Source organism: Novosphingobium aquae (genome assembly GCF_037572715.1).
Classification (GTDB): domain Bacteria; phylum Pseudomonadota; class Alphaproteobacteria; order Sphingomonadales; family Sphingomonadaceae; genus Novosphingobium; species Novosphingobium aquae.
Window position 1 is genome coordinate 182,501 of sequence record NZ_JBBHJY010000010.1, and the last position, 20,151, is coordinate 202,651.

17 protein-coding genes, 1 tRNA gene, 2 rRNA genes and 1 pseudogene (1 of these 21 running past the window's edge) are annotated in these 20,151 nt (G+C 59.5%); 15 read left to right on the forward strand and 6 right to left on the reverse strand.

Annotation, left to right across the window (positions count from 1 at the left end; all coding sequences use genetic code 11):
- The 8 genes from WG900_RS17935 to WG900_RS17970 form a co-directional block, all read left to right on the forward strand.
- A 23S ribosomal RNA gene (locus tag WG900_RS17935) occupies window positions 1–2,312 on the forward strand (it extends 482 nt beyond the left edge of the window).
- Entirely contained in the window at window positions 2,311–2,454 is a 144-nt protein-coding gene (locus tag WG900_RS17940) for a hypothetical protein (RefSeq protein WP_339969354.1), read from the forward strand. The genes WG900_RS17935 and WG900_RS17940 overlap by 2 nt, the downstream gene beginning before the upstream one ends.
- Window positions 2,447–2,561, forward strand: a 5S ribosomal RNA gene (rrf, locus tag WG900_RS17945). The genes WG900_RS17940 and rrf overlap by 8 nt, the downstream gene beginning before the upstream one ends.
- 136 nt (window positions 2,562–2,697) lie before the next feature.
- Window positions 2,698–2,774, forward strand: a tRNA-Met gene (locus WG900_RS17950).
- 197 nt (window positions 2,775–2,971) lie between these two features.
- Entirely contained in the window at window positions 2,972–3,283 is a 312-nt protein-coding gene (gene tnpA, locus WG900_RS17955; RefSeq protein ID WP_339969356.1) for an IS66-like element accessory protein TnpA, read from the forward strand.
- Window positions 3,280–3,627, forward strand: a complete 348-nt coding sequence (gene tnpB / locus WG900_RS17960) for an IS66 family insertion sequence element accessory protein TnpB (protein WP_333264159.1) — start codon at window positions 3,280–3,282, stop codon at window positions 3,625–3,627. Before tnpA ends, tnpB begins: the two co-directional genes overlap by 4 nt.
- 101 nt (window positions 3,628–3,728) lie before the next feature.
- Window positions 3,729–5,393 (forward strand): IS66 family transposase, encoded by a 1,665-nt coding sequence (tnpC, locus tag WG900_RS17965; protein ID WP_339969361.1) that lies wholly within the window; start codon window positions 3,729–3,731, stop codon window positions 5,391–5,393.
- 1 nt (window position 5,394) lies between these two features.
- On the forward strand, window positions 5,395–5,625 hold the full coding sequence (locus tag WG900_RS17970; RefSeq protein WP_339969363.1) for a hypothetical protein: 231 nt from the start codon (window positions 5,395–5,397) through the stop codon (window positions 5,623–5,625).
- A 25-nt stretch (window positions 5,626–5,650) separates the two neighbouring features.
- On the opposite strand, the gene WG900_RS17975 is transcribed toward WG900_RS17970, so the two are convergent.
- Window positions 5,651–7,225, reverse strand: coding sequence for a recombinase family protein (locus tag WG900_RS17975; protein WP_339969365.1), 1,575 nt, complete (start codon window positions 7,223–7,225; stop codon window positions 5,651–5,653).
- Window positions 7,226–7,832: 607 nt separating this feature from the next.
- On the opposite strand from WG900_RS17975, the gene WG900_RS17980 reads away from it, so the two are divergent.
- The gene (locus tag WG900_RS17980) at window positions 7,833–8,168 is read left to right on the forward strand and encodes a helix-turn-helix domain-containing protein (protein WP_339969367.1); all 336 of its coding nucleotides are present in this window, start codon (window positions 7,833–7,835) and stop codon (window positions 8,166–8,168) included.
- Window positions 8,161–9,408 carry a type II toxin-antitoxin system HipA family toxin gene (locus WG900_RS17985; protein ID WP_339969369.1) on the forward strand — a complete coding sequence of 416 codons (1,248 nt, stop codon included), beginning with the start codon at window positions 8,161–8,163 and terminating at the stop codon, window positions 9,406–9,408. The genes WG900_RS17980 and WG900_RS17985 overlap by 8 nt, the downstream gene beginning before the upstream one ends.
- 109 nt (window positions 9,409–9,517) lie before the next feature.
- Here WG900_RS17985 and bioB read toward each other — a convergent pair whose 3' ends face one another.
- From bioB to WG900_RS18005, 4 genes are read right to left on the reverse strand one after another with little or no spacing between them, the layout of a single operon-like run.
- A complete protein-coding gene (gene bioB / locus WG900_RS17990) occupies window positions 9,518–10,555 on the reverse strand; it encodes a biotin synthase BioB (protein WP_339969371.1) in 1,038 nt (345 codons plus the stop codon).
- Window positions 10,552–11,007, reverse strand: coding sequence for a DMT family transporter (locus tag WG900_RS17995; RefSeq protein WP_339969373.1), 456 nt, complete (start codon window positions 11,005–11,007; stop codon window positions 10,552–10,554). Before WG900_RS17995 ends, bioB begins: the two co-directional genes overlap by 4 nt.
- A 40-nt stretch (window positions 11,008–11,047) precedes the next feature.
- Window positions 11,048–12,376, reverse strand: a complete 1,329-nt coding sequence (locus WG900_RS18000) for a type II toxin-antitoxin system HipA family toxin (RefSeq protein WP_339969375.1) — start codon at window positions 12,374–12,376, stop codon at window positions 11,048–11,050.
- Window positions 12,376–12,627: a helix-turn-helix domain-containing protein gene (locus tag WG900_RS18005; protein ID WP_339969377.1), complete on the reverse strand. Its 252-nt coding sequence runs from the start codon at window positions 12,625–12,627 to the stop codon at window positions 12,376–12,378. Before WG900_RS18005 ends, WG900_RS18000 begins: the two co-directional genes overlap by 1 nt.
- 613 nt (window positions 12,628–13,240) lie before the next feature.
- Here WG900_RS18005 and WG900_RS18010 point away from each other — a divergent pair.
- From WG900_RS18010 to WG900_RS18030, 5 genes and pseudogenes are all read left to right on the forward strand, one after another.
- On the forward strand, window positions 13,241–14,446 hold the full coding sequence (locus WG900_RS18010; protein ID WP_339969379.1) for a DUF932 domain-containing protein: 1,206 nt from the start codon (window positions 13,241–13,243) through the stop codon (window positions 14,444–14,446).
- Between the two features lie 126 nt (window positions 14,447–14,572).
- A pseudogene (locus WG900_RS18015) lies at window positions 14,573–15,178 on the forward strand (ParB/RepB/Spo0J family partition protein); the annotation flags it as partial.
- Window positions 15,179–15,668: 490 nt separating this feature from the next.
- Window positions 15,669–16,730, forward strand: coding sequence for a DUF7146 domain-containing protein (locus WG900_RS18020; RefSeq protein ID WP_339969381.1), 1,062 nt, complete (start codon window positions 15,669–15,671; stop codon window positions 16,728–16,730).
- Window positions 16,731–17,075: 345 nt separating this feature from the next.
- Window positions 17,076–17,993, forward strand: coding sequence for a DUF2493 domain-containing protein (locus WG900_RS18025; RefSeq protein WP_339969383.1), 918 nt, complete (start codon window positions 17,076–17,078; stop codon window positions 17,991–17,993).
- 172 nt (window positions 17,994–18,165) lie between these two features.
- Window positions 18,166–19,257 (forward strand): Fic family protein, encoded by a 1,092-nt coding sequence (locus tag WG900_RS18030; RefSeq protein WP_339969385.1) that lies wholly within the window; start codon window positions 18,166–18,168, stop codon window positions 19,255–19,257.
- An 11-nt stretch (window positions 19,258–19,268) separates the two neighbouring features.
- Here the strand turns inward: WG900_RS18030 and WG900_RS18035 are convergent, their stop codons facing one another.
- The gene (locus WG900_RS18035; protein WP_339969387.1) at window positions 19,269–19,841 is read right to left on the reverse strand and encodes a helix-turn-helix domain-containing protein; all 573 of its coding nucleotides are present in this window, start codon (window positions 19,839–19,841) and stop codon (window positions 19,269–19,271) included.
- Window positions 19,842–20,151: the final 310 nt, after the last annotated feature.

The following is a 20,151-nucleotide window of genomic DNA, read 5'->3' on the forward strand; positions in this document are numbered from 1 at the left end:
AACTAGTACCGTGAGGGAAAGGTGAAAAGCACCCCGATGAGGGGAGTGAAACAGTACCTGAAACCGAATGCTTACAAGCAGTGGGAGCTCCTTTAGGGAGTGACCGCGTACCTCTTGCATAATGGGTCAGTGACTTAGTGTATCATGCAAGCTTAAGCCGTTAGGTGTAGGCGCAGCGAAAGCGAGTCTGAATAGGGCGACTGAGTATGATGCATTAGACCCGAAACCCGGTGATCTAGGCATGACCAGGTTGAAGGTGCGGTAACACGCACTGGAGGACCGAACCGTTCAATGTTGAAAAATTGTCGGATGAGTTGTGTTTAGGGGTGAAAGGCCAATCAAACCGGGAAATAGCTGGTTCTCCGCGAAATCTATTGAGGTAGAGCGTCAGACGTATGCCGTTGGGGGTAGAGCACTGGATGGGTGCGGGGGTCGCGAGATCTACCAATCCTAACCAAACTCCGAATACCAACGAGTCTTATCTGGCAGACAGACGGCGGGTGCTAAGGTCCGTCGTCAAAAGGGAAACAGCCCTAACCTACAGCTAAGGTCCCCAAGTCATCACTAAGTGGGAAAGCATGTGGGATTTCCAAAACAACCAGGAGGTTGGCTTAGAAGCAGCCATCCTTTAAAGAAAGCGTAACAGCTCACTGGTCTAAATAAGAGATCCTGCGGCGAAGATGTAACGGGGCTAAAGTGATGCACCGAAGCTTAGGGTTCAGATCTTTGATCTGAGCGGTAGCGGAGCGTTCCGTAAGCGAGTGAAGCGGGAGGGTAACCGACCGTGGACGTATCGGAAGTGCGAATGCTGACATGAGTAGCGATAAAGAGGGTGAGATGCCCTCTCGCCGAAAGACCAAGGGTTCCTGCTTAAAGCTAATCTGAGCAGGGTAAGCCGGCCCCTAAGACGAGCCCGAAGGGGGTAGTCGATGGGAACCACGTTAATATTCGTGGGCCTGGTGGTGTGTGACGGATCTCGTGTATTGTCTGACCTTATCGGATTGGTCAGGCTTTGAAGAGGTTCCAGGAAATAGCCCCACCGTATAGACCGTACCCGAAACCGACACAGGTGGTCAGGTAGAGTATACCAAGGCGTTTGAGAGAAGTATCCTGAAGGAACTCGGCAAATTGCCTCCGTACCTTCGGAAGAAGGAGGCCCTACATAAGCGCAAGCTCTTGTAGGGGGCACAGGCCAGGGGGTAGCGACTGTTTAGCAAAAACACAGGACTCTGCTAAGTCGGCTTCAAGACGACGTATAGGGTCTGACGCCTGCCCGGTGCTGGAAGGTTAAGAGGAGGAGTGCAAGCTCCGAATTGAAGCCCCAGTAAACGGCGGCCGTAACTATAACGGTCCTAAGGTAGCGAAATTCCTTGTCGGGTAAGTTCCGACCTGCACGAATGGCGTAACGACTTCCCCACTGTCTCCAGGATATGCTCAGCGAAATTGAATTCTCCGTGAAGATGCGGAGTACCCGCGGTTAGACGGAAAGACCCCGTGCACCTTTACTGCAGCTTCAGAGTGGCAGTGGAAAACAATTGTGTAGAATAGGTGGGAGGCTTTGAATCCCCGGCGCCAGCTGGGGGGGAGCCAAACAGTGAAATACCACCCTGTTGTTTTCTACTGTCTAACCTCGCGCCGTTATCCGGCGTAGGGACCCTCTGTGGCGGGTAGTTTGACTGGGGCGGTCGCCTCCTAAAGAGTAACGGAGGCGCGCGATGGTAGGCTCAGGACGGTTGGAAACCGTCTGTTAGAGTGCAATGGCATAAGCCTGCCTGACTGCGAGACTGACGAGTCGAGCAGAGACGAAAGTCGGTCATAGTGATCCGGTGGTCCCTCGTGGAAGGGCCATCGCTCAACGGATAAAAGGTACGCCGGGGATAACAGGCTGATGATTCCCAAGAGCTCATATCGACGGAATCGTTTGGCACCTCGATGTCGGCTCATCACATCCTGGGGCTGGAGCAGGTCCCAAGGGTTTGGCTGTTCGCCAATTAAAGTGGTACGTGAGCTGGGTTCAGAACGTCGCGAGACAGTTTGGTCCCTATCTGCCGTGGGCGTCGATACTTGAGAGGAGTTGCCCCTAGTACGAGAGGACCGGGGTGAACATGCCTCTGGTGTACCTGTCGTTCCGCCAGGAGCGCAGCAGGGTAGCTATGCATGGACGGGATAACCGCTGAAAGCATCTAAGCGGGAAGCCTCCCTCAAGATAAGGTATCTTCGAGTCGTGATAGACCATCACGTTGATAGGCTGGATGTGGAAGTACGGTAACGTATGGAGCTAACCAGTCCTAATAACTCTGATCATGCTTGATGAATCCCACCATCAATGACAGCCTTGTGCTGCCAGCGATTGTTGGACGAAATCACAGCCAGAGACGCCTCAAACTGCTACAAGAACAGCAGAACGAAGTGCATCGATTAAAAACCGTTTCCGCCTGCTTTATTGCTTGGTGACCATAGCGTCTGTGCCCCACCCGATCCCATCTCGAACTCGGCCGTGAAACCAGACTGCGCCGATGGTACTGTGGCTCAAGCCCCGGAAGAGTAGGTCGTCGCCAGGCATTACAGCCGGCGGAAACGGAAAACCCATTCACTTGTCAGGACCTTTCAGGTCCGCACTTTAAGGGCCGAGAGGCCCTTTTTGTGTTTTCGGAGACTTGTTTTCCGGAAATTCGGCCTTAATTGGCCACTTGGTGACGCGGGGTGGAGCAGCCCGGTAGCTCGTCAGGCTCATAACCTGAAGGTCGTAGGTTCAAATCCTACCCCCGCAACCATCGACACTTGCGAATTGCCCGCCACCTCGGCGGGCTTTTTGCGTTTTAGCGATAAGTTCAGGATTCCTGCGAGTTCGCCCGTACGCCTCCGTTAGGGGGCGCCTTGCGGGATTGATCGGATAATCTGAGATGGCACTGGTGCAAGCGCTGGTGTTTGCACCAGTGTTAGAGACGGTGCGATGGGTCAGGTAACGATAATGTCGGGCGTGGAGCGCCGACGGAGATGGACGGAAGAGCAGAAGCAGGCGCTGGTAACGGCGATATCGCAGCCCGGCGCGAACATTGCCGAGATTGCAAGGCGAGCCGACCTGCGGCCGGGCCAGATTTATCGCTGGCGCCGGCAGATGCTTGGAGACGCGACTTGTTTTGCGCAGCTTGTGGTTCAGCCTGAACGGTCTGCGCCGCCGGGATGTGCAGTTGTCGTGGAGCTGAGCAGTGCCGTCGTGCGCATATCGGCGAATGCATCGCCGACGCTGGCAGCGGCGGTGCTGCGGTCGCTGCGGCAATGATCCCAATCTCCTCGAGCGCCCGGATATGGATAGCGATGGGCCATACCGACATGCGCAAAGGCATGCGGTCTTTGGCGCTGCAGGTGCAGCATGGTCTGAACCATGATGTGCATGCCGGGGACCTGTACGTCTTTCGGGGACGCAGCGGATCGCTGTGCAAGATCTTGTGGCATGACGGGGTGGGCATGTCGCTTTTTGCCAAACGGCTCGAGCGCGGCAAATTTATCTGGCCCTCGGCAAAGGACGGCGTGGTGGCGATCTCGGCGTCGGCAATGGCTTGCATGCTTGAGGGGATCGACTGGCGCAATCCGCAAGCAACCTGGCGGCCGAGCCGGGTCGGCTAAGGCGATCCGCGCGACAATCAGGATGAGAATCCTGAGCGACAAAAATGCGCTGAAAGCCGCTAAAACCGTAGCTTTGCGGCGGCATTTTGCTATGATCAGCCATGGCCCGCAACCATGGCAAAGATGAGGTTTTAGCGCTTCGCGCCGAGCTTGCCGCCGCCCGTCATTTTGCCGAACAGGCGCAGCTAAAGGCGTATGAGGCGGAAGCGCGCGCCGCGCGGGTTGCGGCCATCAACGCCGACCTGCTCGCCCGAAACGCGCATCTTGAGCTGATGAACGAGAAGCTGCGGCGCGACAAATATGGTACGAGCTCGGAGCGCAGCCGGCGCATCCGCGAGCAGCTGGAAATGACCTTCGAGGAGTTGGAGGCCGATGCGGCTGAAGCGGAGATCCTCGGCCAGCAGGCGGCGCTCAAGACTTCCAAAGTTGCCGCGTTCGAGCGCAAGCGCCAGGCGCGCCGCGACTTTCCTGCCGATGTGCCGCGCGAACAGGTCGTCATTGCCGCGCCCGAACAATGCCCGTGCTGCGGCTCGGATAATCTGAGCCCTCTGCCGCCCACGATCACCGAGACGCTGGAGAAGGTACCGGCCCGCCACAAGGTGATCCAGACTGTCCGCGAAAAGGTCGCATGCCGGCATTGCGAGAAGATCAGCCAGCCGCCGGCGCCCTTCCACGTCACCCCGCGCGGCATGTTCGGTCCGCACTTCCTGGCCAGCCTCGTGTTCCAGAAATATGGCCTGCATCAGCCGCTGAACTCGCAGCGTGACCGGCTTGAGAGCGAGGGCATCCCGCTCAGCCTCTCGACCCTGGCCGATCAGATCGGCGCGGTGAGCGCGGCGACCAAGCCGCTCTTCCTGCTCATGGAAGCCCATGTGCTGGCGGCCGAGCGATTACATGGCGACGACACGACCGTGCCGCTGCTCGCCAAATACAAAACCGATATCGCCCGAATGTGGGACTATGTGCGCGACGACAGGCCGTTCGGCGGACCGGCGCCGCCGGCGGTGGTGTTTTATTACTCGCGCAATCGCAAAGGCGAGCATCCGCGCGCTCATCTGGCCAATTACACCGGCATCCTGCAGGTCGATCGTTATGCGGGCTTCAATGACATGTTCAAGGAAGGCTGGGCTGACAAGCCGATGACCCGCGCCAACTGCTGGGCGCACGGCCGCAGGCAGTTCTTCGAACTGGTCGATGTTGCCAGGCAGCTCAAGCGTAAGCGGGACGCCAGGCCGATCGCCTCGCCGCTGGCTTTGGAGGCCTTGCAGCGTATCGACCGGATCTTCGACATCGAGCGGGAGATCAACGGCAAGACGGCTGCTGAACGCCTCGCGGTGCGGCGGGAACATGCCGCGCCGATCGTCAGCGAACTTGAGGGGTGGATGCGCGAGCAGCGCAATATCCTCTCGCGTCACGATCCGGTGGCCAAGGCCATAAATTACCTGCTCAACGACTGGCAGGGCTTCACCAACTTCCTCAGCGATGGGCGGATATGTCTTACGAACAATGCCGCCGAGCGCGAAGTCCGCGGTGTTGCCCGCGGCAGGAAAGCCTGGCTTTTTGTCGGCTCGGACCGCGGCGGCGAGCGCGCGGCGATGATGTACAGCTTCATCGGAACCTGCCGGCTGAACGACGTCGATCCGTTGCTCTGGTTGACCGATGTCCTCGCGCGGATCGCGGATCTGTCCCAGAGCCGGCTGCACGAGCTGCTTCCCTGGACCTGGAAAGCCCTGCGCGAAGCCGAGACGATCGAAATGGCTGCCTGACATGGCCGATATCAGCACCGTCTATACGCTCAGGCAGGCCGCCCTCATCCTCGGAGAAACCGAGGACATGGTGTCGGAGGCGTCGATCGGGATGTTCCCCGAAGATGGCAGCATAAGAATCATCGACGACGCCTTCTCCGACGACGACTGGGCGATCGCCAAGGCGTTCACCGATGAAGGCATCGAAAACCTGCAATACATCATCGACGCCATCAAAGCTTCGCGACCCTGAATCCACGCCGCTACCGTCAAGCCCTTCAATCGCTAGATCCTGCGGCCGCTAACGGATGCGTACGTTCGCCCCGAACATCGATCTGGAGTTCGCCATCTTGCGGCGTCAGAATAATCTGGTTGATGAGGCTGCGCAGGACCTCGGTTACCTCAGTCTGCGGCTGTTTCGGCTCGGACTTGAGAGCGGCGTAAAGCTCCTGCACGCGTTCGCGATAGAAAGTTGCCATTTCCGGATGCAGCAGCGGTTCTGGTTCCTTCGCAGTCTCGAGAAATTCCTTCAGTTCCTTCTGGCGCTTTTCAAGCATCAACATCTTCTCATTGAGGCGGTCCGCCTGGCCACCATCGAGAATGAGATCGATGAGCTTGTCGAGGTCCCGATCAATTTTCCTGATTTCAGTTTCGGCTGCGGTGATCGCAGCACGCCCTTCAATCCTCGCCCGGTTCATTTCCCTGGTGAACTCATCGCAGAACTCGGCGAACAGGGCCGGATCCATCAGATGATGCCGGAGCGCGTTCAGGACGCGCTCCTCGAGCCGATCGCGGCGGATGTTAGTGCGGTTATTGCAGGTCCCTTTGTTGCGAGCTGTAGAGCAACCTAGAAGGTCGCCTGACACCATTGAATAGCCGCCACCGCAGCAACCACACTTGGTCAAGCCGGAAAGGAGGTAACGAGGCCTGTTTCGCTCTCGCAATGTGTTTTCGGGACGTTCATCGTGCGGTGAGCTTGGTGTCTTCACGGCGATTTGGCGCGCCTTGACCTCGTCCCATAACGCATCCTCAACAATACGCAGCTCTGGAACCTCCTGCGTAATCCACTCGGATTCAGGGTTGAGCCGTGCCTGGCGTTTGCCGGTGTCAGGGTCCTTTACGAACCGTTGCCGGTTCCACACCAGTCGCCCGACATACATCTCGTTGTTGAGGATACCGGTGCCGCGCTTTGGATTGCCGTTGATTGTTGAAAAACCCCATTCACCACCTGTGGGAGCCCGGATGCCGTCCCGGTTCAGTTCGGTGGCGATCCGCTTTGCGGACTTGCCCGAAGCGTAGTCCTTGAAGATCCGGCGTACGACGGCTGAAGTTACCGCGTTGATTGCGCGATCCCCACGGATCGGTTCGCCATTGCCGTCGAATTGCTTGACGACGTCATATCCATAGCTGTTGCCGCCGCCCGACTTTCCAGCTTCGACACGGCCTCTGAGACCCCTTCGGGTCTTGTCGGCCAGGTCCTTGAGGAACAGAGCGTTCATTGTTCCTTTGAGGCCGACATGAAGATGCGAAACCTCGCCTTCCGACAGGGTGAAGATCTTCACGCCGGCATAACCCATTCGCTTGAACAGACCTGCAATGTCTTCCTGATCTCGCGACAGCCGGTCCATTGCCTCCGACAACACGAGGTTGAAGCGCCCGGCGAGTGCGTCGGCCATCAGTGCCTGGATGCCAGGCCGCAACAAGGATGCTCCCGAGATCGCATGGTCGGAGTATTCCTCGACGATCACCCAGCCTTGCTTGCCGGCATGTTCGCGGCAGATACGCAATTGGTCGGCGATCGAAGCATCGCGCTGGTTGTCGCTTGAATAGCGGGCGTAAAGCGCGACTTTCATCAGTGTGCCTCCGAATACTCTGCTCAGGGAGGACCTGACCGGTGCTCCCGTTCCATGGCGGCAATATAATCTCGCGCCGCTTGCCGTGCCAAGAGCTGTACGAGCGAGATGAGCCTGGGGTCGGCATTCGTGGCTTGGCGCGCAAGCACGAGCTCTGGGCTCCCCATGGCGTCGAGGGCAGGGATTGCGGGCTTTCCCGATCGGTTTGAAGCCGGCTTCATGGTCGTGAGAATTGGCACCAATATGGCTGAAATCAACGATAAGTCCTGCTTGTCGGGCCTTGGCTGACAATCGGAAAGGAACGGCTGACTGCCGATGCTTCCACTGGGAGCTACGAATGGAAATATCGGCCGTGATGGAACGTTGTCGCAGGCAATCAGAAATGGCGTCATTCTTGACTCCAGAGTGCTTCGAGCGCTGGCAAGATGCGAAACACTGCGCTCGAGCGTGGGCCGCGCTTCATTTGGCGATCGCGGAATTGCTTGAAGGGAAGGCACCACGCTCCTGGCCTGAGCGGTCTGAAGTTTGTGCGGGATCGCAGCTGTGTTTGCTATTTTGTAATCTTCACACTACATAAAAGCCAATTAGAGGCTTACCAAGATAGCAAATGTCGACACCGCATCATCCTCCGGCCGCCGTCAGACGGGCTTTGCGCAAACTTGGCGCGGACATCCACGATGCCCGCCGCCGCCGCCGCTTGCCCATGGCTGTCGTGGCCGAGCGTGCCTTTACCTCGCGTTCGACACTGCAGCGGATCGAGCAAGGCGACACCGCCGTCGGTATCGGCATCTACGCAGCGGTCCTGCACGCGCTTGGTCTGCTAGAAGGGCTTGGTGACATCGCTGACATCGGCAGGGACCTTGTCGGGCAATCGCTTGCCAGCGCAGAGCTGCCCAAGCGCACCCGTACCCGGGGCACGTCCGGCAAAATCGCCGATGGCTGATATCGAAGTCCACGTCAGCCTCGATGGGCAGGATCACTTCGTCGGTGTCGCGCGGCGCAATCTCGCGCGCGGGTCTGAAACCGTCGTGTTCGAATATGCCGACGAATGGCTTCGAAACCCAGCCAGGTTTGCGCTCGAGCCAAACCTGCCCCTCACCCGCGGCAGCTTTGCGCCGCCGCGAGAACAGGCGATCTTCGGCTCAATCGGCGACTCAGCCCCGGATACCTGGGGGCGCCAACTCATGCAGCGCGCCGAGCGCAGGGCCGCAACGCGAGAAGGCAGGCATGTCCGCACGCTCTTCGAAACCGACTACCTACTGGGGGTTTCAGACGAGACCCGGCTGGGTGCAATGCGGTTCCGCCCGGCCGGCGACGAGCAATTTCAGGCGCCGGTTCGTTCAGGTGTGCCTGCAGTCATCGAACTCGGGCGGCTCATGGCCGTTACTGAACGCATCCTGCGCGATGAGGAAACCGACGAAGATCTTGCCATGATCTTTGCCCCTGGTTCCTCGCTGGGCGGTGCCCGGCCGAAGGCCTCGGTCATAAACCAACATGGCCGCCTCGCCATCGCCAAGTTCCCGAAAGAAACCGATGACTACAGTATCGAGACCTGGGAATCGGTCGCATTGACGCTGGCAGGTCGAGCGGGCATCAATGTAGCGGAACACGAGCTTTGCTCGGTTGCAGGCAAGGCCGTGCTGCTGTCGCGGCGCTTCGACCGCCAGGACGGACGGCGCATCCCCTTCCTTTCGGCAATGGCCATGACGGGTTCACGTGATGGCCAGCGCGGTAGCTATCCTGAAATTGTCGACGCCATTTCTGGCGGTGGGGCCCAAGCAAAAGTCGATGCTGCGGAGCTCTATCGCCGCGTGGCCTTCAACGTGCTCGTGTCGAATGTCGACGATCACTTGCGCAATCACGGCTTCCTCTGGACGGGCAAGGCTGGCTGGGTCCTGTCACCGGCTTTTGACCTCAACCCCGTACCTGCGGACGTCAAGGCGCGGGTCCTGACCACCAACATCGACCTTGATGAGGGGACCTGTTCGCTCGACCTTGTTGAATCAGCGGCGGAATACTTCGGACTTGGGCGCGATACGGCACTAGCCATCATCGCTGAGGTTGCCAGCGCTACCAGCACGTGGCGCGATGCAGCGCGAAGGATTGGTGCCCGTGCAAATGAGATCGACCGCATGGCCAGTGCATTCGAGCATTCGGACCTAGAACGCGCCCTGACTATCTAAACGGCCTTCTGTTGTATCAAGGCGGCGCCCAAGGCTTGCAGAAACGACTATGCGATAGCCGTATAGGAAGGCAGACGTGCCCCCTTGGCAGAGCAGTTAGGCAGGAACCTTACTGAAACGCCTCCAGCTTTACACAGCCCTTCGGCATCCGTTCCGCAGCAATATCCGCTTCGGTCTGCTGCAAAGCCATCGCATTCAACCCGAGCCGCGCGAACATTGCTGCGTCATTGTCATCGCCGGCGTTGGGTGCTGTCAGCAACTTATCACCCGTGAAGATCGAGTTCGCGCCGGCGAGGAAGCACATCGCCTGCGTCATCTCACTCATCGACTCGCGCCCAGCCGAGAGGCGCACCATCGATTCCGGCATAGTGATCCGCGCCACGGCGACCGTGCGGACGAATTCCACGTTGTCGATCTTCGCAAGCGGCGTATCGGCCAGCATGTCACCCAATACCGTGCCCTTGACCGGCACCAGCGCATTGACCGGGACCGACTGCGGATGCTGTGGCAGCGTGGCGAGGGTGTGGATGAAGCCCACCCGGTCCTCACGCGTCTCACCCATGCCGACGATGCCGCCCGAGCAGACGTTGATCCCCGCGCGGCGCACTTCGCCTAGCGTATCAAGCCGGTCTTCCATTGTCCGCGTTGTAATTACCTCGCCATAGCGTTCGGGCGAGGTATCAATGTTGTGGTTGTAGTAATCGAGCCCGGCCTCTGCGAGCATATCGGCCTGGTGCGGCTCGAGCATGCCCAGCGTCATGCAGGTTTCAAGGCCCATGGCACGCACGCCCTTCACCATCTCGACGATGGCGGGCAAATCGCGGTCCTTGGGGTTGCGCCAGGCGGCACCCATGCAGAACCGCGTAGACCCGTGGTCCTTCGCCCGCGCCGCAGATTGCAGCACTTCGGAAACGCCCAGCAGCTTGGTGGCCTTGACGCCGCTGTCTGCCGCAACGGACTGCGAACAATAACCGCAATCTTCCGGGCAACCACCGGTCTTGATCGAAAGCAGCGTGGACAGCTGGACCTCAGCCGGATCGAACGACTGGCGATGGATCTCGGCGGCGCGGTAGACCAGCTCGGTAAACGGCAGGTCGAACAGCGCCTTGATTTCCTCGCGTGTCCAGTCGGTGCGGGGTTCTGTCATGCCTGTTTCCTCGCGAGATAAACGCCAAGTGCCATTACAGCGATCCCTGTAGCGCGCCGCAGGTCCATTGCCGATCTGACCGCTCCCCACAAGCCGAAGTGGTCGATAGCCGCTGCCGCGACGATCTGTCCCAGCAGGACGAAAAACACGGCATTGCCGATCCCGATCCGGGGCCCGGCCCAGGTTACTGCCAATGCATAAAAGAGCATGAAGACCGCAGCGAAATAGATGTACGGCCGGTCGAATGTGAAGGCCGATGCCGGCGGTATTCCGCTTGCCAGGACGATCATTCCGCTAATGACGAATCCTACGCCGAACAGGACAAATGTCGCACCAGCCGGGCTCCCCAGCTGGTGGCCCAGCGCGCCATTCCACGTGGCGAGGATCGGAATACCGATACCCGAAAGAAACATGATGAAGGCAATCGTCCAGGACGAATTTTGTATGCTCACGTCGAAAGCCTCCTGTTCCGGGGTTCGGCCTGACCTGCGATCAAAGATATTCCAGGCCTGAAGCCAGCAAGCGTAACCGTGCAGGCATTGCAGCTACAATGCTTTCGTGGATCCCTGTTTCAAAATCGTCTGGCATTCTTGCCAGGGCCAGATCGGGTGCCTTCGCTGCTGTCTCGATGATTTCTTCGATGGCGTTACGAATGATGGTTGATCCCAGTCCTGCTTCTTTGGCCGTTTCGACGAAATGCCGCCCGACGATCTCGAGGATGCGGTAGTGCCGATTTTTCCCTGCGGACATCGCCAGTTTGTATTTGTTATGAGGTATCTGCCTTTTGTCGAAGACCAATTGCGCAGAAAGCACATCGTAGAACGGCGTCAGCCCATATCGTCCTTCGGGTTTGAGGAACACACTGAAATTCTTCGCATGGCCATCAGTTGCGCCCATGAGCCAAAACAGCATCAAGCTCTTTAGGAACGCAGCCTGGTCCTTGAGCGGCTCGTCGGATCTCTGCAGCAAGGTCAGGATATCAACTGCACTTGGCCCGTGGTGGCTCTGGTATTTTTGCGCAGAGGGCAGCCCGAGGGCTTGGCAGCAATCCTCCTGGGGCAAACGCAGAATCTGCCCGGCGTTCCGCCATCGTCGGTCAAATCGCTCGACCACGAGGACTCTGCGCTGTCCGAATGTCACGATTTCTGTTTTCGCTACATCGAGGCCGAAGGCCTCCATCAGCGTCAGGCAGTAGTGTTCGTTGTCGACACTGTCTGCCATGTTGATCGGTCCGAAGGCTGTCGGAATTTCACCCAGCTGAGGTTTGAGCAGGTGGGTGGTCGGCGTGGTGCCACTGGTGCGCATCCATTGCTCGTTGTGCCAGAGCAGCGCGGTTTTCGCCTGGGCGCCGGCAATGGAAATGCGGAACTCCTGCTCTTTGTCGACGCCAAGGGGGGCAACTTCAAGGGCGGCAAGCGTCCTTTCTATTTCCTCATCGCTAATCGGTACTCCCGAGACATAGGGTTCACCGCCCTCGTCCTGTCCTTCGGGAAGGAACTGCATGGCACCGACGCAATCCCGGCCAATTGCTTCCAAAAGACTGTAGTAGTCTGATCCTTGCGCGCCCATGCGTTCTGCTACGCGCTTTCGTACCGCTGGATTGTCGGGCAAAAGATTGTCGAAGACTGCGACGACGGGTTCCCCGCTGTATGCCGTTTCCCGCATCGGCAAGGACAGTGAGACTGCGAATGCGTTCGGCCATTCCAGCCACGATTCGTCATATTGGAAGTTGACCGCGCCGGTCGCTTCCTTGTTCAGGCGGCCTACCAGTCGGTTGTTGATCAGGACCTTGAGCGGTGCATGTGACTTGCGGCGCCCCATCAGAATATGTCTTCAATTTCTTTGGACGTTCGACCCGAGCGCTTGTCGACAACGAGCTCGAGATCAAGTGCAGCGAACAGGGCATAGATTGAGGACAGCTTTGTCCCCTCGTGACCGGTTTCGATCCTGGAGATCAGTTCCTGACGAAGCCCAGCCAGATTGGCGAGGTCCGTTTGGGTCAGGCCTCGCTGTTTTCGGGCTCTTTGTATGATGTTGCCCACCTGCCGAGGGGAGCGTGCAATTTGTGCCATGAAAATCTCCTGCCCCGCGTTATGCCAGAAAGCGCATAAAATTGCAATATGCGATTTAGAGCATAAATTAGGCTTATGCGGAAATAGGCATAAAGAATGTTTATGTGATTTATCGCATAGAGATGATTTCTCAGTGAGGCGGCTAGCGGTGCACAGCGCAGACAGGATCAAATCTGCGACAGAACTTGCGTCAGGGAAAAGGCTTCCCCTGAGCCGGCCCCGCTTCGCTGTCTCCGGCTACCCATCTGCGGGGACACCCCCGCAACGCCCCGGAAAACGGAGCGGGGCTGTCGATGCGCTCTGTCCCGCCGATCCTTCGGACCGGCTCCTGAGGGCGCAGCATTTGATGAGAGTGGCCCCGCGCGCGCACTGAACAGGCGGTCATGGTTTCACGCGCAGGCGAGGAAAGCCGACAGGCCCCGTCTTTCTGCCTGTTTGAGGCAACCGTACAATCGCCGCCTCCTTTCAGGGCGCGGTTTCTTGGCTTTGGCAATCTCGCTGGTCGCTCGCGCAACGATGAGCATGCGCAGGTTAGAGTTAGAGGATGGCGGCTCCGCCGTGACGGAATGAAGTCTGGAGAGAGGCTCCGGCTGCCCGTCATGGAGGTCTTCCCATGAATATGCAGGTTCTGAATTCCAGCCGCGATGCCAGCGGCGGCTACGAGGTCGATGTCACCCGCGGGACACGTGTCGGCCGGGTTTCGTCAGAATGGTTTTCCCGGCCCGATGATCAGCGGTTTCTCTCGCTGGGCGATCTGGCAAGTTCGGTGCGCGGCCGTTCCGAGCGCAGCCGGACCCGTGTCGTCGAGAGCGCACTCATCCACGTCGAGGCGAGCCGGGACGATCCCGAGCGCCTGGCGCTGATTCTGCCCGGCGCCGAGGCGCCGGTCACACCGACCCATTGGAGCTTCGGCCAACTGGCGAGCCAGGTCGGGGCACCCGCAGCCTATCTGCGACAGATCCCGGCACCCTTGGCGGCGATCAACCTGCAATATGGCCTGACCTCACACCGCGCCGAGCAGATCAAGACGCTCGAGACCGACGATCCCGTTTCCGGGGGCCGTCTGGAACTGCGCGCCGTGACCGGTCCCGACTATGGCCGGATCTATGACCATGAACTCGTCGAAGCCGTGCAGAAGATCGCAGGCAATGGCACGGGAGACACACGCTGGAAGGTGCCCGGCGTGCTCGACTGGTCGACTAGCGTCTATAATCCGCGGGTCGATATAACCCGTGACACGACCACCCTCTATGCGTCGGATCGGGACGTGTTCCTGTTCCTGGTCGACGATCTCAATCCAATCGAGGCGGGGCGATTGCCGGACGGATCGCCCGATCTCTACTTCCGCGGCTTCTACGGCTGGAACTCCGAAGTCGGGGCCAAGACGCTGGGCATGGCGAGTTTCTACCTGCGCGCGGTATGCCAGAACCGGAACCTGTGGGGCGTCGAGCACTTCGAGGAGATCAGCATCCGCCATAGCAAGTATGCCGCCAACCGCTTCGCCCACGAAGCCGCCCCAGCACTGGAGGGGTTCGCGAACTCGTCACCCCAGCCATTCATGAACGGCATCAAGGCTGCGCGGGAGCGCATCGTTGCCCGAACCGACGAGAATCGCAGCGACTTCCTCCGGGCGCGCGGCTTCTCGAGGGCTGAGACCGGCAAGATCATCGAAACGGTGCTGGCCGAGGAAGGCCGTCCGCCGGAATCGGTCTTCGACTTCGTGCAAGGCATCACTGCCCTCGCGCGGGGCAAAGCCCATCAGGATGCCCGCCTCGACATGGAGGGCAAGGCGAAGAAGCTGCTCGACCGGGTCCACTGATCCCGGCCCGGTCGGCAAGTTTCTCCAGCGCGGCGCTGCCTTCTCAAGAGTGAGAGGGCGGCGCTTCGCTTCGTGACGGGCCTGTGCCGAGAGAGAGGCTCCCGGCGCCCGTCATGGAGAAACCCCATGAACAAGAAGTCACCCGGGACAGTGCCCAAGCTCGTGCTCAGTTCCTCGCGCGACATTCCCTTTTCCCAGCTGGTGCTGAGCCAGAAAAACGTCCGGCGCGTTAAGGCAGGCCTCTCGATCGAGGATCTGGCGGAAGACATCAACCACCGCACCCTGCTCCAGAGCATCAACGTCCGCGCCGTGCTTGACGCCGACGGCAAGGAAACCGGCATGTTCGAGGTGCCGCCTGGCGGCCGCCGCTTCCGCGCGCTCGAACTGCTGGTGAAGACCAGGCGGATGGAAAAGGATCAGCCAGTGCCTTGCGTGGTGCGCGATGCCGGCATCGCCGAAGAGGATTCGCTCGCTGAGAACGTCATGCGGGTCGCCCTGCATCCATTCAACCAGTTCCGCGCTTTCAGCGCGCTGATCGAGGCGGGCCTGTCCGAGGAAGACATAGCGGCGCGCTTCTTCGTCTCGGTCTCGACCGTTGGGCAGCGGCTGCGGCTTGCCTCTGTCGCACCCAGCCTGCTCGAGTTCTACGGCGAGGACGGCATGTCGCTCGAACAGCTCATGGCCTTTTCTGTGACTGACAACCATGCGCGCCAGGAACAGGTCTGGCAGGCACAGGTGGCGGAGCTCGACGAGTTCACGCAGGGCGAACTGCACATCATCACAGGCCTGTTGCTGCCGATCTGGAAGCAGTTCCCCGCAGAATCCACCCGTATCTACCGGCTGCAAACCGGCGAAGGCACCCGTATTGTCGGGCGCAGGGTGTCTCCGGCCTGGTCCGTGACCGCGACTGCCATAGCAGACGCGCCGGTGTTGTCGCCACCACAGGCACTCGCCCTGCTGCACGAAGGACATGCTGTCCTCGGCCTTGCCGATGGACTGCAACTGCGCCGTTCGCGGCTCATGCAAAGGAACCGGATCGAACTCACCGGGTTTGGGCGGGCGGCCGTGGACCGGCTGAAAGCCATGGGGCTGTTCTCTGAAATCATCAGCTGGAAACTGCGCCTGTTCGTCCCCGACGATGTCGTGACCGGTTCGGCCGCGATCGAGCGACTGTTCGAACGGCACCCTTTGACGCGCATCGCTGATCGGAAGGCTGCCTGACATGGGCAGGCTATCCAACCGCGCGGCGGAACTGTCCCAGCGGCTTGCGCAAAACGTGCAGGCCGTTTGTCGCCATTATCTGCCATCCGGTCGGCGCGAGGGTCGCTACTGGCTGGTCGGCGATGTGGCCGGGGCGCCAGGCCGCAGCCTCTATGTCCGCCTGTTCGAAACCGGACGAGGCGCGATCGGCAACTGGGTCGATGCCGCAACTGGCGAACACGGCGATCTCGTCGATCTCATCCGGCTCAATCAACGGCATGTGCGGCTGACTGAAACCATCAATGAGGCAGAACGCTTCCTCAGCCTGCCGCCATCGGCCTCGGACGACACCAGCACTTACGCAACTTTCGCCAAACCAGCACGGGCAGGGTCTACTACTACTGCTGCCAGACGCCTGTTCTCCGCCTCGAAGCCACTCACGGGTTCGCTTGCCGCGAGTTACCTTCGCTTACGCGGCATCACGCGGATTGCCGATATGCCAACCTTGCGTTTTCATCCCCGCTGCTATTACCGCTCCAACGAGGACGACAGCCCAGGCACACCCGGCAGCTTCCCGGCACTTATTGCTGCGGTGACGGACAATGAGGGTGTGCAAACCGGCACGCATCGGACCTGGCTGGACGCATCTGGCGGTATGAAAGCCAAGGTCGCATCGCCGCGCCGGGCCATGGGCAACATTCTCGGAAACGCAATTCGGTTCGGTCTGGCGGATGACGTCCTGATCGCGGGCGAAGGCATCGAGACCATGCTGTCCTTGCGCGAAGTTCTGCCAGCCATGGCGATGGCGGCCGCAACTTCGTCGGCCCATCTCGCCGCCTTCCTGTTCCCGCCGACACTCCAGCGCCTCTATGTCGCGCGCGACCGGGATGCTGCAGGCGACGCGGCATTTGGCATCCTGACCGACCGCACGCAGGCAGCAGGGATCGAACTCATATCTCTCATGCCAGACCTCGCCGACTTCAACGACGACCTCCGCCAGCATGGTGCGTTGGCATTGAGCCAACGGGTTCGCCATCAGTTGCACGAGCATGATCTGACACGCTTCTCCACTGACTGCGGCTGAGCCGATACGGGGTCGGAGGGTTGGTCTGGGACGGCGCATCATCCGGGGGCTGTTCCCCGGCCAAGCCCGGCCTTCTTCGGGTGGCGTCCAAGAGACCAGCTGCCAGGAGGCCGCAATGGCGGTCATGCGGCTATTTTCCGGCGGCGCGAGAAGCCGCGCCTTTCCATCGCGAAGCAAAATAGCCGCCCGTCCGCCATCCTCCGCTGCGCTTCGGTCCCAAGGCCCACACCAAAAAGTATTACTTTTTGGGGACCCGGGGGGATGCGCCCTCCCGTCAGCCGGTCAGAGGGACGCCCATGAAGGCCGGGCAGGGTGCCCGGTTCCAAGGCCCCAAGGATACGCGCCATGACAATCATGCCTGATGTTGAACCCGAACACGAAATCTCGCCCACTGCCCATCTCCTCGATGAAATCGCCCTCTACGGATATCGCCCATTTTCGGATGAAGCCGACCCGCGGCCACTGCCCGAAGAGCGCATCGCTGCCGGCGCAATCACCGACATGTTTGACGCCCTCATTGCAGCAATGATCGACACAAGGCTCGAACCCGATCTCGAAGACCTGTGCTGGTCACTCGCCAATCTCTTCCACCGCGCCGAAGGTCGCATCCAGCGCGAACTCGACGACAACGAGGACGCCCAGAAGCGCGGCCAACGCGAACAGGATGGCTCCGAAGTCAAATCCGTCGAACTCGAGCGGCTGGTCAACGAAGGCATTGGCCTCATCGAGAGGCGCAATGCCATGGAGTTCATGCGCGAAGCCGCTGCGGACCAGTTCGAGGCACATTTCCGGAAAGCCTGGACCCCGCGCACCGGATCGCTGGTCAACCATCGCACACTGACCGCAGCCATGATCGACAGCCGCGACTTCCTTGCCGCCAAGCGCCGTTCGGAGACTGAGCCCATGCTGCCCGTCGGCACGCGCATCGCGTTCACTTCCGGTCCCGCCTATGAGGACCACAACCGGATCTGGGCTGCGCTCGACAAGGTGCTCGCCAAGTATCCCGACATGGTTCTATTTCACGGCGGCAACCCGACCGGGGGAGAACATATCGCCTCGCTCTGGGCACGCGCGCGCAAGATCACCCACGTCCCGTTCCGGCCTGACTGGGAGCGGTTCAAGAAGGCCGCACCATTCCGTCGCAACGATCAGATGCTCGAACTGCTGCCCAAGGCGGTGGTCGCCTGCCCCGGCAACGGCATCAATGCCAACCTGGTCGATAAGGCCCGCAAGATGGGGATTCGCGTGTGGGCGCTCGAGTGAAACGTTCGCCTTCCTCTATCTTTGACGAACTACAGCGTCTTGACGCCGTTATGGATTACCTGGAAGTGGTCTTGCTTTACACGTTGTCAAAACGTGCAAAGAAAATGTAAAAAACTTTACACGTTTCAAGATCCTGCTAAGCAATCACCCAAGTCTTTTGCATGAGGGTGCGATGGCGCTTCAACCTAACTATGCTATTCCCGACCTGCCGCCGCCTGACCTGATCGAAACGCCGCAAGTCCTGAAATCTCTTGCACGAGCGCACCGCTATCTCGCCGAACTCAAAGGCCGAGCAGCGACGATCCCGAACCAAGGCATTCTGATCGACACCCTTTCACTTCAGGAAGCCAAAGCCAGCTCAGAAATCGAAAACATCGTTACCACGCAGGACGAACTGTTCCAGCTGAGCGCCTTTCCGGAAATCCCGGGCTCGCCAGCCGCGAAGGAAGTGGCCCGATATCGCGATGCGCTAAGATATGGATTTGAAGAGCAGCAGCGGCTTGAAGGCCTGCTGACCAACAACATGCTCATCGCCATGTTCCAGATCCTCAAGCGCACAGAAGGCGGCTTTCGCGAGACGCCCGGAACGGCGCTGAAGAATGAAGGCACAGGCCACCTAGTTTACGTACCGCCACAAGATGCCCGTCAGGTGCGCGACAATATGGCCGCACTGGAGAATTTCATGAATGCCGGGGCGGACGAGAGCGATCTCGACCCACTCACTTGCATGGCAATCATTCACCATCAATTTGAGAGCATACACCCCTTTCCTGACGGCAATGGACGCATCGGGCGGATCATCAATGTCCTTTACCTGACCCGCAGCCGCCTGCTCGATATTCCGATCCTGTATCTCAGCCGTTACATTACGCAGCACAAAGGCGAATACTATCGCCTGCTTCAAGTCGTGAGAGAAGCCGGCCAGTGGGAGGGGTGGCTCCTATATATCCTCAAGGGCGTAGAAGAAACTGCCATAGAAACCCTTCGCCTGGTCGAAGGCATCCGCCAACTCATGGCGCAGACCAAAAACAGGATGCGCACAGAGCACCCGAAAATCTATTCGCAGGACCTGCTCAACAACCTCTTCCGCCATCCATATACGCGGATCGACTTCGTCCAGGTGGAGTTGGGCGTCTCCCGACCTACAGCAACGAAGTACCTCGATGAACTGGCGTCCAGCGGCTTGCTGCTCAAGCACAAAGCCGGACGGAACAACTACTACATCAACCAGCCCTTGGTCAGCCTCTTCCTTGATCGGGAATAGGGGCCTTCTCGTCAGATCAAGTCCGCAACGCCGCCAATCAAGGCATCGAGCGCCTTCGAGCGGATATCATCCCGCTTGGCCTTGTATGCGAAAATATCCTCTGCCCTTATCCTGCGGTGCCGACCGACAAGTGTATGCGGCATTTCATGCCGATCGAGCAGCTTTATGAGATGGGGGCGCGAGACATTGAGCAGATCGGCCGCCTGCTGGGTTGTAAGCATCTCTTGAATCGGAACCAGGGTTACGGCATGCCCACTCCCGATGTGCCGAAGCAGTTCGAGAAAGATGTCGGACATCGCCGGTGTGAGAGTGACCTCAACGGGTTTTTTTGTGTCCGGTTCCCGCACGCGGAGTGTCGCCTCGCCCGATTTCTGGGCAGCAAGCAACCGGCGCAATTGATTGGCGATCTGACGGTCGCCAGCCGATGGCATGTGGCCGCCGAACGGCTCTGAATGTGCTGACAGTGTCATGGATGCGGCTTTTGTGGTGATAGTCTGCAGTAGCAAATATTCGAAACAAACGCAACGACCTTCGGTTCCTGCGGCAGTCAATGACGTCGCGAACGACCAGATGAGTGACTTCAAGTTCGGTCGATCTGCATCCACCCCACTCCCAAGGCCAATCCGTTGGCCGCCTCAAAGCCTCCTTCAATCAACCCGTGAAGGGTCCGCTACGCTGCACGTGCGGCCACTGCGGCCTTCAGCCTTCGTGGTGATTGCGGCTTTGTGCCGTCTGTCCGGGGCCTGTCGAGCGGGGATGGTCCCTGCTCCGAGACAGGAGCCCCCAACATGTCACTCACCATCGCACAGCGTCACGCCTGGAGCCTCGCCCGCACATTGATGGTCTGCGTCACCCTGTTCCACGCCGGTAACGGCTACGCTGCAGTACCCACAT

Bases quoted from the DNA above. Each gene is read 5' to 3' on its own strand.
- WG900_RS17940 (WP_339969354.1), top strand. From the start codon at position 2,311: ATGAATCCCACCATCAATGACAGCCTTGTGCTGCCAGCGATTGTTGGA.
- tnpA (WP_339969356.1), top strand. From the start codon at position 2,972: ATGTCGGGCGTGGAGCGCCGACGGAGATGGACGGAAGAGCAGAAGCAG.
- tnpB (WP_333264159.1), top strand. From the start codon at position 3,280: ATGATCCCAATCTCCTCGAGCGCCCGGATATGGATAGCGATGGGCCAT.
- tnpC (WP_339969361.1), top strand. From the start codon at position 3,729: ATGGCCCGCAACCATGGCAAAGATGAGGTTTTAGCGCTTCGCGCCGAG.
- WG900_RS17970 (WP_339969363.1), top strand. From the start codon at position 5,395: ATGGCCGATATCAGCACCGTCTATACGCTCAGGCAGGCCGCCCTCATC.
- WG900_RS17975 (WP_339969365.1), bottom strand. From the start codon at position 7,225: ATGAAAGTCGCGCTTTACGCCCGCTATTCAAGCGACAACCAGCGCGAT.
- WG900_RS17980 (WP_339969367.1), top strand. From the start codon at position 7,833: ATGTCGACACCGCATCATCCTCCGGCCGCCGTCAGACGGGCTTTGCGC.
- WG900_RS17985 (WP_339969369.1), top strand. From the start codon at position 8,161: ATGGCTGATATCGAAGTCCACGTCAGCCTCGATGGGCAGGATCACTTC.
- bioB (WP_339969371.1), bottom strand. From the start codon at position 10,555: ATGACAGAACCCCGCACCGACTGGACACGCGAGGAAATCAAGGCGCTG.
- WG900_RS18000 (WP_339969375.1), bottom strand. From the start codon at position 12,376: ATGGGGCGCCGCAAGTCACATGCACCGCTCAAGGTCCTGATCAACAAC.
- WG900_RS18005 (WP_339969377.1), bottom strand. From the start codon at position 12,627: ATGGCACAAATTGCACGCTCCCCTCGGCAGGTGGGCAACATCATACAA.
- WG900_RS18010 (WP_339969379.1), top strand. From the start codon at position 13,241: ATGAATATGCAGGTTCTGAATTCCAGCCGCGATGCCAGCGGCGGCTAC.
- WG900_RS18020 (WP_339969381.1), top strand. From the start codon at position 15,669: ATGGGCAGGCTATCCAACCGCGCGGCGGAACTGTCCCAGCGGCTTGCG.
- WG900_RS18025 (WP_339969383.1), top strand. From the start codon at position 17,076: ATGACAATCATGCCTGATGTTGAACCCGAACACGAAATCTCGCCCACT.
- WG900_RS18030 (WP_339969385.1), top strand. From the start codon at position 18,166: ATGGCGCTTCAACCTAACTATGCTATTCCCGACCTGCCGCCGCCTGAC.